General features: G+C 61.2%; 13 protein-coding genes. All 13 read right to left on the bottom strand.

Translation table 11 applies throughout. The features are described from left to right. Positions 1-2: 2 nt before the first annotated feature. On the bottom strand, positions 3-1,334 hold the full coding sequence (locus HMPREF2928_RS03170) for a M16 family metallopeptidase (RefSeq protein ID WP_070687348.1): 1,332 nt from the start codon (positions 1,332-1,334) through the stop codon (positions 3-5). Positions 1,335-1,359: 25 nt separating this feature from the next. After that, positions 1,360-2,406 (bottom strand): acyltransferase family protein, encoded by a 1,047-nt coding sequence (locus tag HMPREF2928_RS03165; RefSeq protein WP_168165531.1) that lies wholly within the window; start codon positions 2,404-2,406, stop codon positions 1,360-1,362. A gap of 148 nt (positions 2,407-2,554) precedes the next feature. Then, entirely contained in the window at positions 2,555-4,774 is a 2,220-nt protein-coding gene (locus HMPREF2928_RS03160) for a polyribonucleotide nucleotidyltransferase (protein ID WP_005507901.1), read from the bottom strand. 392 nt (positions 4,775-5,166) lie between these two features. Next, entirely contained in the window at positions 5,167-5,436 is a 270-nt protein-coding gene (gene rpsO, locus HMPREF2928_RS03155; RefSeq protein WP_005507098.1) for a 30S ribosomal protein S15, read from the bottom strand. Between the two features lie 262 nt (positions 5,437-5,698). Beyond that, the gene (locus HMPREF2928_RS03150) at positions 5,699-7,108 is read right to left on the bottom strand and encodes an amino acid permease (RefSeq protein WP_070687346.1); all 1,410 of its coding nucleotides are present in this window, start codon (positions 7,106-7,108) and stop codon (positions 5,699-5,701) included. A gap of 252 nt (positions 7,109-7,360) precedes the next feature. Beyond that, entirely contained in the window at positions 7,361-7,699 is a 339-nt protein-coding gene (locus HMPREF2928_RS03145; protein WP_005507096.1) for a hypothetical protein, read from the bottom strand. A 233-nt stretch (positions 7,700-7,932) separates the two neighbouring features. Next, the gene (gene mtnN / locus HMPREF2928_RS03140; protein ID WP_070687345.1) at positions 7,933-8,826 is read right to left on the bottom strand and encodes a 5'-methylthioadenosine/S-adenosylhomocysteine nucleosidase; all 894 of its coding nucleotides are present in this window, start codon (positions 8,824-8,826) and stop codon (positions 7,933-7,935) included. Beyond that, the gene (locus HMPREF2928_RS03135; RefSeq protein ID WP_005507905.1) at positions 8,826-9,284 is read right to left on the bottom strand and encodes an S-ribosylhomocysteine lyase; all 459 of its coding nucleotides are present in this window, start codon (positions 9,282-9,284) and stop codon (positions 8,826-8,828) included. Before HMPREF2928_RS03135 ends, mtnN begins: the two co-directional genes overlap by 1 nt. Before the next feature lie 240 nt (positions 9,285-9,524). Further along, positions 9,525-10,541: a bifunctional riboflavin kinase/FAD synthetase gene (locus tag HMPREF2928_RS03130; RefSeq protein ID WP_005507093.1), complete on the bottom strand. Its 1,017-nt coding sequence runs from the start codon at positions 10,539-10,541 to the stop codon at positions 9,525-9,527. A 262-nt stretch (positions 10,542-10,803) separates the two neighbouring features. Beyond that, a complete protein-coding gene (locus tag HMPREF2928_RS03125) occupies positions 10,804-11,541 on the bottom strand; it encodes a DUF4345 domain-containing protein (protein WP_070687344.1) in 738 nt (245 codons plus the stop codon). A 219-nt stretch (positions 11,542-11,760) separates the two neighbouring features. Beyond that, the gene (gene truB / locus HMPREF2928_RS03120) at positions 11,761-12,858 is read right to left on the bottom strand and encodes a tRNA pseudouridine(55) synthase TruB (RefSeq protein WP_070687343.1); all 1,098 of its coding nucleotides are present in this window, start codon (positions 12,856-12,858) and stop codon (positions 11,761-11,763) included. After that, the gene (rbfA, locus tag HMPREF2928_RS03115) at positions 12,859-13,299 is read right to left on the bottom strand and encodes a 30S ribosome-binding factor RbfA (protein WP_005507090.1); all 441 of its coding nucleotides are present in this window, start codon (positions 13,297-13,299) and stop codon (positions 12,859-12,861) included. It lies immediately after the preceding gene. Between the two features lie 172 nt (positions 13,300-13,471). Continuing rightward, a partial coding sequence (gene infB / locus HMPREF2928_RS03110) for a translation initiation factor IF-2 (protein WP_070687342.1) occupies positions 13,472-15,629 on the bottom strand: 2,158 nt, incomplete at its 5' end.

Below are 15,629 nucleotides of genomic sequence, written 5' to 3'. Positions count from 1 at the left end.
GGTTAGCGCACGATGGTGGTAATCATCTGCTGCTGCCCCAGGTACGCCGCCAGGTCACGAACCTCCTCCAGGGAGACCGCGCGGATCTTCTCCAGCAGCTCATCGGTGCTGGTGAACAGTCCAGAGTCCAGCTCGGCGCGGCCCAGGCGGGACATGCGCGAGCCCGAATCCTCGCTACCGAGCACGGTGGAGCCAGCCAGCTGGCCGCGGACCTTCGTCAGCTCCTCCTCGGTAATACCGGCGGTGGCGAGCTTATCGAACTCGTAGCCCATGACCTCGCGCACCTGCTCGGTCTTAGCGGGCAGGCAGCCCGCGTACATGCCGAAGTAGCCGGCATCCGAGTACGCACCGGAGAACGCGAACGTGCTGTAGGCGAGGCCGCGCTTCTCACGAATCTCCTGGAACAGGCGCGAGGACATGCCCGCACCGAATGCGCTGGTCAGCACGCTCATCGCGTAGCGGCGGTCATCACCGGCGATAATGCTCGGGCAACCCATCACAATGTTGGTCTGTTCGAAGCCCTTCTCCACCTCACGCAGCTCGCTCAGCGGAGCAATGCCGCTGTCGGTGCGTACGCGACGCGGTGCCGGTGCCACACCCTCCTGCAGGTTCCAGCCGTAGCGGGTCAGCGCCTCCAGCACGAGGCGGACCATGGTACTGTGCTCCAGCGAACCTGCGGCAGAAATGACCAGGCGGTCCGGGGTGTAGTAGCGCTTGTAGTGCTCCCACACGGCGTCACGCGGCACCTCGGTAATCTCCTGCGGGGTACCGCCGATGGGGCGGCCCAGCGGGTTCTCACCCATGAGCTGCTCCACAAAGTTTTCGAAAGCGACGTCGGTCGGGTCGTCCTGGTCCATGGCGATCTCTTCGAGGATCACACCGCGTTCCTGTTCCAGGTGAGCCGGGTCCAGCAGGGCGTTGGTGACCATGTCGGTGATGACGTCCACCGCCATGGGCGCGTCATCGTCGAGCACACGCGCGTAGTAGCAGGTGTGCTCCTTAGCGGTCAGGGCGTTGGATTCGCCGCCTACCGCGTCGAAGGAGGATGCGATGTCCAGGGCGGTACGGGTGCCGGTGCCCTTGAACAGCAGGTGCTCCAGGAAGTGGGTGGAGCCGAGCATGCCGGGGGCCTCGTCACGCGAGCCCACGCCCACCCAGAAACCGATAGACACGCCGCGGGTACCGGGCATCTTTTCGGTAATGACGCGCACGCCACCGGGCAGGATGGAGCGGCGCACCTCGTTGCCGCCCGCGCCCTCGTAGATGAGGCGGCCACGCTCGTAGTCGAGCTCCTCGGCAATGGCGTCAAGCTCGACGGGCAGGGAAATAGACATTCAGTGTCCTTCGATGTGAGTTCGGTTAGCTAATCTTTTGTTCGATGGGACGCGGCAGGGTAAAGAGCGGAATCCGGAGCTTTCGTGCGCAGTACCCCAACAGCAGCGAGGCGAGGATCGCAAAGATCGTACCCCCCACCAGGAACAGAGGTACCGAGAAAAGACCAGACTTCGTCAGTACGAAACGGAAAGCGGCACCGCACACGATGTGCGCGATAAAGATTTCCAGGGAGTGGCGTCCCAGGTAGGCGAGCCAGCCACTCCACGGAGCCCGTGCCAGCAGGTAGGAGATCGAGAGCACCGCCAGCGACGACAGCAGGGAGGCGACAATACCGACAGCAATAGCTGCCGGGTTGTTCGCAAAGTACGGCACGACGGTCGGCGGAGCGGCCTGCACATTCACCAGGATGACGGTGTAGACAACCAGACCAACGACCGCGATAACGGCATGAACCGCCAGCGATACAGACTCCATAATAGCCTGGAACTTCTCGTGGCCAAGAGCCACGCCAAGCATGAAGAAGACCGCCAGGGAGATACCCTGCGTTCCCACGTAGTCACCGCTGTAGCCCCAGAACGCAACGGCAAGGATTGCGCATACCGCCACAATAACGTAGGCCTTGACGTCCTTCTGCCAGACGCACCCCAGCACAGCGATGACGGTGACAATCATGAGCCAGGGGAAGAACCAAAGCTGCCCCTCAGGCTTCCACAGCTCCAGCAGGCTCATCACAGTCGTCTTATCGGAAGAATTAGACGGAAGTACAAGCTTCATACCCACCTGTAGAACCTGCCAAATGACGTACAGGTATCCGAAGAGAACCAGACGTTTCGTCAGGTACGAGGAGGGAGTAGTCTTCAACGCTCCTCGCGACACGAACAGGCCGCTCAGGAAGGCAAAAACTACCAGGTGCCAGAAGTAAACCCCGTAATCCAGCATGAACTTGTAGGGGCGCAGGGCCTCGGTGCCCAACCCTGACGCCCACATTCCTCGATGAATATGACCAAAGACGATCGCGATAATCGCGAGGCCCTTGGCAACGTCAATCGTCGTATCTCGTCGAGTCGACAATTCCGATATTCCTTTCATAGCGAAAACAGCAGTCTGCATTCTGTTGTTCTCTATCCTCATAAAAAATGAGGGGCGCCCGGCACACCCGGCGGGGAGTGAACCGCACCGGGTGCGCCGAACGCCCCTCATCACTTAGCGGGGGTTACGACTACTCGTCGTCGCCACCCTCAACGACCGGTGCCAGCGAGAGCTTGCCGCGGTCATCAATCTTGGTGATCTCCACCTGGACCTTCTGGCCCACGGAGACAACGTCCTCAGCATCAACCACGCGCTTGCCGCCGTTGAGCTTACGCATCTCGGAGATGTGCAGCAGGCCGTCCTTACCGGGGGTCAGCGAGATGAACGCACCGAAGTCGGTCACCTTCACCACGGTACCCAGGTAGCGTTCGCCCACCTCGGGAACCTGCGGGTTAGCGATAGCGTTCACTGCCGCACGGGCAGCCTCGGCGGAGGGGCCGTCAGCTGCGCCGATGTACACGGTGCCGTCGTCCTCAATGGAGATGTCTGCGCCGGTGTCTTCCTGGATCTGGTTGATCATCTTACCCTTGGGGCCGATAACCTCACCGATCTTGGCGACCGGGATCTTCACGGAAATAATGCGCGGTGCGAACTCGCTCATCTCGTCCGGTGCGTCAATCGCGCTAACGAGCACCTCGAGGATGTGCAGGCGAGCCTCACGTGCCTGGGTCAGTGCGCCAGCGAGCACGGATGCGGGGATACCGTCGAGCTTGGTGTCCAGCTGGATAGCGGTCACGAACTCGGAGGTACCTGCAACCTTGAAGTCCATATCGCCCAGCGCGTCTTCCGCGCCGAGGATGTCAGTCAGGGCTGCGTAGCGGGTCTCGCCGTCAACCTCGTCAGAGACCAGGCCCATTGCGATACCTGCAACGGGTGCGCGCAGCGGCACACCGGCGTTCAGCAGGGACAGGGTCGATGCGCAGACCGAACCCATGGAGGTCGAGCCGTTGGAGCCCAGGGCCTCAGAGACCTGACGGATTGCGTAGGGGAACTCTTCGCGGGAGGGCAGCACCGGGGTGATTGCGCGCTCTGCGAGTGCACCGTGGCCGATTTCGCGGCGCTTGGGCGAACCCACGCGGCCGGTCTCACCGGTGGAGTACGGCGGGAAGTTGTAGTGGTGGATGTAGCGCTTGGACTTGACCGGGTGCAGGGAGTCCAGTTGCTGCTCCATCTTGAGCATGTTCAGGGTGGTGATACCCATGATCTGGGTTTCGCCGCGCTCGAAGAGAGCGGAACCGTGAACGCGGGGCAGGATTTCAACCTCAGCGGTGAGCTGGCGGATGTCGGTCAGACCGCGGCCATCGATACGGACCTGCTCGGTGAGGATGCGCTGGCGAACCACGTGCTTGGTCAGGGCAGCGAATGCTACGGAGACCTCGTTGGAGCGCTCTTCGAATTCCTTACCTTCGCCGGTGAGAGCTTCCATGAGCTCTTCCTGCAGCTCAGCTGCTGCTGCTTCGCGTTCCTGCTTGCCAGCGATGGAGTACACCTCTGCCAGGCGGTCTGCTGCAAATGCTTCAACTGCTGCGTCGACGTCCTCGCCGTGGCCGCCGAAGAAGGGCAGTTCCAGGGCGGGCTTGCCTGCGCGAGCCACCAGGTCAGCCTGAGCCTTGCACAGTGCTGCGATGAAGGGCTTAGCTGCTTCCAGGCCCTCTGCGACGATCTCTTCGGTGGGGGCAGTCTGGCCGTCTTCCTTGATGAGCTTCCAGGAGTTGTCGGTTGCTTCTGCCTCAACCATCATGATGGCGACATCTTCGGTACCGTCAGCCTTGGTGACGATACGACCTGCAACAGCCATGTCGAACACAGCGTTTTCCAGCTGGGAGTACTTGGGGAAGCAGACCCACTGGCCGTCGATCAGTGCCATGCGCACGCCACCGATGGGGCCGTTGAACGGCGCACCGGACAGGGAGGTCGATGCGGATGCAGCGTTGATTGCGAAGGTGTTGTAGATTTCATCCGGCTCGTAGGTCAGGACGGTCACAACGACCTGAACCTCGTTGCGGATGCCCTTGGTGAAGGCGGGGCGCAGCGGGCGGTCAATCAGGCGTGCAGCCAGGATTGCTTCGGTGCTGGGGCGGCCTTCGCGGCGGAAGTACGATGCGGGGATCTTGCCGCCTGCGTACATGCGCTCTTCCACGTCCACGGTTAGCGGGAAGAAGTCGAAGCCCTCACGGGGAGACTTGCCGATTGCGGTTGCGGAGAGCAGGGTGGTCTCGTCATCGATGGTGACGAGGACGGAGCCAGCAGCCTGCTTTGCGAGGCGGCCGGTTTCAAAGCGCACGTGGCGCTTACCGTGAATGCCGTTGTCGATTTCGACTTCAGCAAACTTGATTTCGGGACCTTCCACGGTTCCTTCTTTCTTCTTGGCAGGCCGTACGGCGCACGAGTCGGCCTTCGATAGGAAACCACGGCACCTCTCCCCCGCCTTTTCGTGTGCTCGACGTGTGTCGGCGCGGTTGTGGGGGTGGTGTTGTTCCGTAATTCGCTACCGAGGACCGCGGCGTGTGTGCCGGTACGGCCTTCTGTTCTTTCTTTCAGGTGGGGCGGTGTCTTCTACCGATTTCTCGCTGTGAATCTAGCGTTGGAATCTACGGATAGAAGATGCGCCCCTCAACGCGGCAGTACGGACGCGCTGGCGCTACCCGCCTCCGTGATGGAGGGTTGGTAGTGCTGACAGCACGTCCGCACACACCGCCTAAAGGCGATTAATCACCACAAAAGCGTCAAGACGCTCCTGTTTTATCGGCGCAGACCCAGGCGCTCGATCAGCGAACGGTAACGCTCGATGTCGACGCTCTTCAGGTAGCCGAGCATGTTGCGGCGACGACCAACGAGGATCATCAGGCCACGACGGGAGTGGTGATCGTGCTTGTGGAACTTCAGGTGCTCGGTCAGGTCGGCGATACGACGAGACAGAACTGCAATCTGAACCTCGGGCGAACCGGTGTCGCCCTCGTGGGTTGCGTATTCCTTGATGATTGCCTGCTTGACAGCGGGATCCAGTGCCACTTTTAACTCCTAGAGTTAGTACCGCATACGTCCCGTACGGACGGTTGCCGCCGGGTGGTGGGCTTACGCCCTGTAATACACGTCGTCTACTGCGGACTGCAGACGCGTTCTTCCCATTCTACGCTACCGGGGCGCTTTCGTGGAAGGGTGAGCAGAAGCCCGGCGACAGGTAGCTCATCACACTACCGGGCTTCACAGCCGGGTTCTCACGCAGGGTTCTCATACCGGGCTCAATGTATATCCGGGGCTATACTTCTGCTCCCTATGCTTCTGCTGCTTCAGCGCGAGCGCGCACCACCACGAGGCGGTAGTAGCCCAGCAGGAACAGGCACCAGATTGCGCCCATCACCAGCGCCAGCTGGGTGTCGGCGAAGCAGCCGAAGAGCACCACGATAAAGATCATGAACGCCAACGCCAGGTAGCTCAGCCACAGGGGCTGGCGTACCGGCTGCGCCTCGGTATCGGCGCCACTGCGCTTGAACGCGATGTGCGCCAGCAGAATCATGACCCACACGAATACGGTCGCGAAGGTTGCCAGGGAGGCGACCACCTCGAACGCGTTCTCGAAGAGCACGTTCACGATCACGCCGACCGCCATGACCAGCACCATGATGAGGGTGGTCATCCAGGGCGCACCGTTCTTGGTAACCTTCGCAAAGGAAGCCGGCGCCAGGTTCTGCTTCGCCAGGCCGTACATCATGCGGCCGGCACCGTACACGTCCGCGTTCAGCGCAGAGATGGCGGCGGTAATGATGACCACGTTCAGAATTGAAGCAGCAGCCGGAATGCCCAGACCTTCAAAGATCTGCACGAACGGCGAGTTCGCCTTGGTCACCGAGTACCAGGGGTACAGGGACATGATGACCGACAGGGTCAGAATGTAGAAGATGAGGATGCGGAACGGCACCGTGCGAATCGCCTTGGGAATCGAGGTGCGCGGGTCCTTCGCCTCACCGGCGGCAATACCGATGTTCTCAATACCGCCGAACGCAAACATCACCACGGTAAAGCAGGCGAGGAAGCCGGTAAAACCGTTCGCGAAGAAGCCACCCTCAAGAGCCCAGAGGTTCGTGACGGAGGGCGCCACGGAGTCGTGTGCCTGCACACCCACGAAGAGCAGGGCGATACCGCCAACAATCATGGCGATAATGGCGCTGACCTTCACGAGCGTGAACCAGAATTCGGTCTCACCAAACGCATTGACCTTCGCCAGGTTAATAGCGAGCAGAATCAGCAGGACCGAGACAATCCAAATCCAGGAGGGGCTGTTCGGGAACCAGAACTTCATGTACACGGCAAAGGCGGTGACGTCCGCAATGGCGACCAGCGCCATCTCCAGGGCGTAGGTCCAGCCGGTCACAAAACCAGCCCAGCGTCCGAGGTAGCGGGTGGCGTATTCAGAGAACGCTCCGGAGACCGGGTGCGCCAGGGCGAGTTCGCCCATTGCGCGCATCACCATGAACACTGCCGCGCCGCCAATAACGTAGGCAAGCAGCACGGAGGGGCCCGCCAGCTGAATGACGGATGCCGAGCCGTAGAACAGGCCGGTGCCGATGGCGGAGCCGAGGGCGATGAACATGATGTGACGCAGGGAGAGTCCACGCGCTAGCTGCGGGCTCTCGGAGGCGGCTGCTCCCTGCTGTACCGGGGATGAGTCCGGAGTGGTATTCATCTTCTTCTTTTCCTTTACCTCGTGGGGTGTACCCGCCGGTGGCGGGGAAACTTATCGAGCGGTGCCGCAGCTCAGCAGGTGACTGAGAGCGGTACCGGTTGATTCACTCCCCATCGAGTGATGGGGCGTTGCGCAGAAAGTGTTGCCTTCGCGCGTCGCCCCGGCGCATCCCCACCCAACCGGTACGGTGGGTGGGAACGCAAAAGACGGCGGGAAGGCAACGTTGCCTTTCCGCCGTCTTTTCGTCAAAGACTACTTCTGTCGCTTACGTCCAATGACGATAGAGCACAGAGCGGTTGCAGCAGTCACGGTGTAGACTGCAGGCCACGCGCCAAGCTTCTTGGCGAGCGGATGAGCGGCGCCGAACGCGCCGAGGTAGACAGCGGTGAGGAAGGTGGCACGGCCTGCGCCAGCCTTACGCTTCCAATTCTTGTAAGCCACGGCACCGCACAGTGCCAGGACAGCGCCACCGAGCGGGCGGATGCCGGTGCTAGATGCAACCTTGTAGCCACCGAGCAGACCGGTGACGGAGGCGAGAGTCGGGCAGAACTTCACGACGTACTCCTCTGTGAGATCGGACAGTTTCCACATTCATAGTACTCCACGACACACAGAATGTATATTCACCGCGGTTAATATTTCTGCGTTTCTTACGGACCGGGTACATCAAAGTGCCTGATCATAAAAAGACTGGGGTACGAAAACCAGTACAAAAGAACCGGTACAAAAGAACCGGGACGCAAACCCGTCAGGTTCACGCCCCGGCACTTGCCGCATGCGAGCTCACTTCGTGCCGCATGCTCTAGAGCTTTAGTTCTAGAGCTTTAGAGAGCCAGCTCCAGCGCCTCTAGCTGTGCTTCGGTCCACAGCTCAGCAGCCAGCTGCAGCGCGTAACGAGCCGAACGAGGAGCCACCACATCCACGGAGAGGTGGAAGTCCTGGTCAGCCTCCGGGCCGCACAAATCAGACACGCAACGCACCCCGATAAACGGAATCTCATAGTTGTGGCAGACCTGCGCAATAGCGGTGGTCTCCATGTCGGTGCTGATAGCGCCCTCGAACGCCTCGCGGGTGTCCTTCACGTTGTGGGCGGTTACGAAGGAGTTACCCGCCAGCATCTGGCCGCGGTGCACCTCCCACACGCTCTCAGCCTGCTCACGCACCGTCTCCAGTGCGGCGAGCGCATGCTCCAGGGCATCCTGCCACTCGTCCACCTGGCCGTCGTAGCTTTCGGGCATGCCCGGAACCTGGCCGCGCGCGTAACCGAACGCGGTCGCGTCGGCGTCAGTGTAGGTGTAGTTCTCGCCAATCAGCACGTCACCCACGTTGATGCCGCGAGCCAAACCTCCGGCGGTACCTGCGCTAATGACGCCCAGGCAGTTCGAGGAGTAGCTGATCGCCTCGGTGACGGCGCTCGCTGCGTTCACCAGACCAATCTTGGAGCGAACCAGCAGCAGCGGAACCTGGTCCTCGCCCACCTGCAGGTAGCGCGGGTGGAATACTGCGGTGCCCTCGGTGAAGGAGGGTTGCAGCTCCTCGGTGACCTTCAGGAAGGGTGCAAGCTCCTCATCCATAGCCACCTGAATGATGATGGCGTTAGACATGCCGTCCATCAGCTCAAACATGCTGTTGAATGCCTCAGCCGGGTCGAAAGCGTTCGGGTCAAAGTCCACCGGGTTGAAGGCGGATGCGAAAGCGTCAGGGATCTGTGCGCTCATTACGCCATCACCTGCGCCCATTCATCGCGTGCCGCGAGGAACTCGCGAGCCGCAGCCTGCGCGCCTTCGAGGGTGTGGTTGGCACCCCAACCGCACTGAACCTCGTTCGCTGCCGGAACCTCGGTCGCGTTGAGGATATCGTTGAGGGTTGCTTCCAGGATGGGGAAGAAATCCTCGGGCTCCAGGCCCAGGGTCAGCGCGTAGAAACCGGTCTGGCAACCCATCGGGGAGAAGTCAATCAGACGGTCGGTGTGGTTGCGCATGTGCTCGGCGCTCAGGTGCTCGATGGAGTGCACGGTCGGCATTTCCAGGTGCGCGGTGTTCGGCTGGGTGAAGCGGATATCGTACTTGATGAGGGTGTCGCCACCGGGCAGGACCTTGCGGTCTGCGATACGCACGTAGGGTGCTGCTACGGCGCGGTGGTCGAGGTTGAAGGATTCGACGTTCATTTTTTCCATGACTCTATCTTCTCTTAAAACGGGGGCGACTAAAACAGGGGTGCCTCACGGAAGGCGCAGGACATCAAGGCGTGCGGCGCAGGAGGTTTCACCGGAAGGCGCAGGCGGCCAGGCGCGAAGAAGATGCCCGCTTTTGCGCATCCGGTCGGGCACGCAAAAGCCCCGGCGGCAGATCCGAAAATCTACCGCCGGGGCTTCAAAGCCCTTAAAGGCAAAAGCTATGAGCGCAGGATATCGCTCTTAGAAGTGGGGATGCTTCACTTCCGCCTGCACCGGGCACTCCGGCGGGCAGTAGTTCTTCGCGTCCTCAGCCAGCACCTCTCGGGTCTGCACCACGTCATCGTTAATCTGCTCAATCAGCGCCTCAACACCGGTGTACGCCACCATGGGGCGCAGACGCTTCACGAACTCAATCAGCACACGCTGACCGTACAGGTTGAAATCCTCCACGCGCTCTTCCGGGCGGTCAATCACGTGCGCCTCAACCTGGCGGTGCTCAATACCGTCAAAGGTCGGGTTCGTACCCACCGAAATAGCGGAGGGGTGACGGTTACCGGATTCGTCCACGAGCCAGCCGGCGTACACACCGTCGGCGGGAATCAGACCGCGCGCCTCAAGCTCAAGGTTCGCGGTCGGGAAGCCCAATTCGCGGCCGCGCGCCAGACCGTGCACGACCTCACCAGCCATCATGTGGTGGCGGCCCAGTAGCTCGGTTGCGGCGGGCATATCGCCCTCCAGCAGCAGCTGGCGGATGCGGGTCGAGGAGCAGCGGGTGTTCTCATCCACCATCAGATCCTCAACGACAACCACCTCAAAGCCGTACTTCTCCCCCAGCTCACGCATGGTGTTCAGGTCGCCGGAGTTGTTCTTACCAAAGCGCACGTCGTCACCAATGACCACGAAACGCGCGTTCAGCGCATCCACAAAGGTGGACTTCACGAACTCCTCGGGGGTCTGCGCAGCGAACTCCAGGTTGTAGTTCAGCAGCAGGTAGTCGTTCAGACCCAGCAGGCACATGAAGTAGCGGCGCGAGCCCTGACCCATAATGTCGTGGTGAGCCGCCTCGGGACGGTGCACCTGCATCGGGTGCGGGTCAAAAGAGACCGCGATAGAGCTCAAACCGTGCTCTTCAGCAAGGGAGACCACGCGCGAAATCACGCGGGCATGTCCACGGTGCACGCCGTCAAAATTGCCGATGGTCACGACCGAGGGGCCGTAGCCGGCGGGGACCTCGCTCAAAGCGGTGTAGAGGGTCACGGGCTCTCCTGAAAAAGATAAATGTACCTAACCATCCTAGACCACAGGCGGCAGGATGCAGAATTCAAAACGGGAATCAACAGGGAATGGAACGGCACCCCTCGCAGGCGGTGCCTTCTCCCCTACCTTTGCGGATGCGGCGGGGTATCTGACACGCAACTGTGCAGCCTCCGCACCTGGAAAATCCATGCGCAGCACCCGCCCATAAGAAAGCCCGGGCAGGCACCCCACCGTGCGGCAGGAACCTTCCCGGGCGTTACGACTACTTACGAGCCTGGTTACGAGAAGCCTTCAGCATCTCCTCGCGAATCTTATTGGACTTGTTAATCCAGCCGTACCACACCAGCAGGCACGGAGGAATCACAAGCTCAGTCACCATCAGCACAATCAGCGACCAGTGCGGGGTGCCGAAGAACGCCCACGACAGGATACGACCCACGCCACCCAGGAAAACCACCAGGCAGGAGAACGCAAGCATGTTCACCCACTTGAACTTCACGGCAATGAACACGAAGGACAGGCCCACACCCACATAGGTTGCCGCGAAGAACACATAGTTCGACTGCACCGAGGGGTTCGCAAAGTCCTGAGGCGCATCCGGAATAACGCGGATACCGCCCAGAACCTGCCACACACCGTACGCAATCATGAACAGACCGTACAGCGCCACCGCCGCACGGAACGCCGCACGGTTCTGAGGCTTAGCCGCCTCCTCAATGCTCTTGGGGCGGGCAAACGCCTCGCGGGTTGCCTTCTTCTCAGCCTTCTTATCGGCCTTCTGCGACGCCTTATCGCCGGACGCCGGTGCGGCTACGCGAACACCCTCGGGTGCCTTCGCCGCAGAAATAGGCTCAGCGTTCTTAGCACCGGCAGCCTTCGCGGCACCGCTCTGAGTAGCAGCCCCGGTTACGGTAGCTTCAGCCTGTGCAGACTCCACGCGGGGTACCGGCGCGGTACGAGGCTCACTCGCCTTCTTAGCAGAGCTCTGGTTCTCGCTCATCTTCTCTCCTTCAGCAGGGCCGGGCGGCACCCGCACGAGTAGTCATGTGTGTTCAGGGATGTTTACGTTAGCGTGTTGAATGAATAGGGCGCACATTCGGTAGGGCGCACGTTCAATATGCGCTGAATCAATCAGGATTGAAGGATTCAGTTTTGGGCAAATCAGCTTTGGGTAGGCGCAAACACCGAACCCTCTTCGCCCATCATAAGCCTTCAACGCCTAGTTGAAGGAACGATTCGCCTCAAAAACCAGCACCGGGGCGGCCTGCACCTTCCCGCGTTGCTTCTTATTCTCCAGGAGGGCAACCAAGGTACCATCCGGGGCGAAGCCCGCCACAATACCCTCAACGCTGGCATGCTGCACCGCACCGGACTCATCCGCGCTCGCGTGCACGGAACGCTTCACCACGGAACCGTCACCGCTGGGGCTAATACGACGACCGTAAGAAATATCGCTCGCCTCCGCGGCAGAGAGCTCACGCGCACCAAAGATGCGGCGTGCCGCCTCCTCCAGGGGAAGCAGCGGCAAATCCTCCAGCGGTGCATCCGACTCTTCACGGCGCTGCTTCAACTGCGCCAAATCGGCTGCATCCTCAAGCACCACCGCACCCACACGGGTACGGCGAAGAGCCGTCAGGTGGCCACCGGTGCCCAGAATTTTGCCCAGATCACGCGCCAGGGCACGAATATAGGTGCCCGAAGAACACGAAACCGTCACCTTGCAGTCAATCACGGGAACCGAAGTTGCCGCGTGTTCGCCCTCGTTCTCGGGGTCCTCAATCACGTACTCGGCAAAACCAGGGTTGATGGAATGTACCGTGAACTCGCTAATCGTCACCGGACGCGCCGCCAACTCAACCTGCTCACCGCTACGCACACGCGCATACGAGCGAACACCGTTGATTTTAATAGCGGATACCGCAGAAGGAACCTGCAGAATATCGCCGCTCAGCTGCGCCACAGCCTCCAGGATGCGCGCACGCATCTGCTCAGCGTTCAAACCGGTCAGCGCCTCAACGGCATCCGGATGCGCGGCTGTGTGCTCACCCTCGGCATCCTCAGTCAGCGTCTCAAGCCCTAAGCGAATCGTCGCGTCATAGGTTTTATCCTGACCGACCAGGTAGGTCAGCAGCTTCGTCGCCTTATTGATGCCCAAAATCAGCACGCCGGTCGCGGCGGGATCCAGCGTACCGGCGTGACCAACCCGCCGGGTGCCAGCAATACGACGCATCTGAGAGACTGCGTCGTGGCTGCTCATCCCGGCGGGCTTATCAATGACCATCAGGCCGGACGGGCCCTGAGGTTGCTTCTTCGCCACTTAGGCGTCCTCACCCTCGGCAGGCTCATCCTTCTTGTAGGGGTCAGCCTCACCAGCGTACTCGGCACCCTCAGCTGCAGCAGCCAGGGCGGCGTCGCGCTCGCGAGTCTCACGCAGAAGCGCCTCAATGTGGAAGGCGTTCTCGGGAACCTCGTCAGCGACGAAAGTCAGGGTGGGGGTCAGGCGGGCAGTGATGTTCTTACCCACCTCGGCGCGCAGAATGCCCTTAGCGGATTCCAGCGCCTTCTTGGTGTTTGCGGCGTCCTCTTCGGAGCCGAACACGGTGTAGTACAGGGTTGCGTGCTGCAGGTCGTTGGTCACGCGGGCATCGGTAATGGTTACAAAACCGAGGCGGGGATCCTTAACACGACGCTCCAGCGCCTTCGCCACAATCACCTTGATGCGGTCGGCAAGTCGTGCCGCGCGGGCTGCATCAGCCATGTGTTTCTCCTTGAAATCTCGTGGTGCTTCCGCGAACACTCGGGGTGTTACGGAGGCGTTCCAGGTAATGCGGAAGCGCCCGCCCCGCCAGTGCCCGCCCCGCAGGCTCCAGTTTTAGAAGCCTGCGGGTACGGGAACACTAGCGGGTGACGGGCGCATCAGCGTGTGAGCCTTAGACGCGCGGCTTTTCGCGCATCTCCCAAGTCTCGATAATGTCGCCTTCCTTGATGTCGTTGAAGGAGCCGAGGCCAATACCACACTCGAAACCTTCGCGAACCTCGGTAGCGTCGTCCTTGAAACGACGCAGCGACTCGATGGTGAGGTTGTCTGCCACCACGGAACCGTCGCGCACCAGGCGTGCCTTGGCGTTGCGCTTGATGATGCCGTTCTTGACGATCGAACCTGCGATGTTGCCCCACTTGGAGGAGCGGAAGACCTCGCGGATCTCTGCGGAGCCGAGCTCCACTTCCTCGTACTCGGGCTTGAGCATACCCTTGACGGCCTGCTCAATTTCCTCAATCGCACGGTAGATGACCGAGTAGAACTTCATCTCGACGCCTTCGCGGTCGGCAAGTTCGGCAACGCGCTCTGCCGGGCGGACGTTGAAGCCGATGATGACCGCGTTGTCCACGGTAGCCAGGTTCACGTCGTTCTGGGTAATAGCACCCACACCGCGGTGGATGACGCGCAACTGAACCTCGTCGCCACCGGCGTCGATCTTCATCAGGGACTCTTCCAGTGCTTCCACAGCACCGGAGACGTCACCCTTAATAATCAGGTTCAGGGTGTCCATCTTGCCCTCAGCCACAGCGGCGTCGAAGGACTCGAGGGTCACGCGCTTACGACGCTTAGCCAGCTGAGCGTTACGATCAGCAGCCTCACGCTTCTCAGCAATCTGACGAGCGGTACGCTCTTCCTCGGTGGAGAGGAAGGTGTCGCCTGCACGAGGAACGGTGGACAGACCCAGCACCTGAACGGGGCGGGACGGGCCAGCTTCCTTCACAGCCTGACCGTTCTCATCGAACATTGCACGAACGCGACCGTGAGCAACACCGGCAACAATAGCGTCACCGACGCGCAGGGTACCGGACTGAACCAGGACGGTGCAGACCGCGCCGCGGCCCTTGTCCAGGTTTGCTTCAATAGCAACGCCGCGTGCTTCCTTGTTCGGGTTAGCGGTCAGTTCAAGCACGTCAGCGGTCAGGGTGACAGCCTCGAGCAGCTCGTCGATGTTGGTGCCGTTGCGAGCGGAGACGTCCACGAACATGGTGTCGCCACCGTACTCTTCGGGGATCAGACCGTACTCGGTGAGCTGGCCGCGGATCTTGTCCGGGGACGCGCCTTCCTTATCGATCTTGTTCACAGCAACCACGATCGGCACGTTAGCTGCCTGTGCGTGGTTCAGTGCCTCAACGGTCTGGGGCATAACGCCGTCATCAGCTGCGACCACGAGGATTGCCACGTCGGTGACCTTCGCACCACGGGCACGCATAGCGGTGAACGCCTCGTGACCGGGGGTATCGATGAAGGTAATCGCGCGGTCTTCACCCTCAACGGTGGTGTGGACCTGGTATGCACCAATGTGCTGGGTAATGCCGCCGGCCTCACCCTCAATGACGTTGGTGTTACGGATAGCGTCCAGCAGGCGGGGCTTACCGTGGTCAACGTGACCCATGACGGTAACGACCGGGGGACGAACCTCCAGAACGTCATCGCCCTCAGCTTCTGCTTCGGCTTCGAGGTTGATGTCGAAGGACTCGAGCAGCTCGCGCTCCTCATCCTCCGGGGAAACGATCTTGATGACGTAACCCAGTTCGGCACCCAGCAGCTCGAAGGTTTCCTCGTCCAGGGACTGAGTCTGGGTAGCCATCTCACCCAGGTGGAAGAGAACCGTAATCAGCGATGCCGGGTTTGCGCCAATCTTCTCAGCGAAGTCCATGATGGACGCGCCACGGCGCAGACGAATCTCGGTCGAGCCGTCGCCGCGAGGAACAACCACGCCACCGGGTGCCGGTGCGTTCAGCTGCTCCTGCTCATGGCGGCGAGCTGCCTTGGACTTGCGGCCCTTACGCTTGGAGCCGCCGCGACCGAATGCACCCTGTGCATTACCGCGACCGCCGGGGCCGGGACGACCCGGACCGCGGTTGAAGCCGCCGGAACCGCCGCCGCGACGTGCGCCGCCGCCGTTACCGCCACCGTTGTTGGAACCGGACGCGCCGCCACCAACGTTGGAAACCTTGGGCATCATCGAGGGGTTCGGGCGTGCGCCGCCGCCACCAGCCGGACGGGGTGCACCGGGACGTGCGCCACCTGCGGGGCGGGGACCGCCG

Source organism: Rothia sp. HMSC072B04 (assembly GCF_001813725.1).
Taxonomy (GTDB): Bacteria; Actinomycetota; Actinomycetes; order Actinomycetales; family Micrococcaceae; genus Rothia; species Rothia mucilaginosa.
Note: the sequence above shows the minus strand (reverse complement) of the source record. Positions and strands in the feature narration are given on the sequence as shown.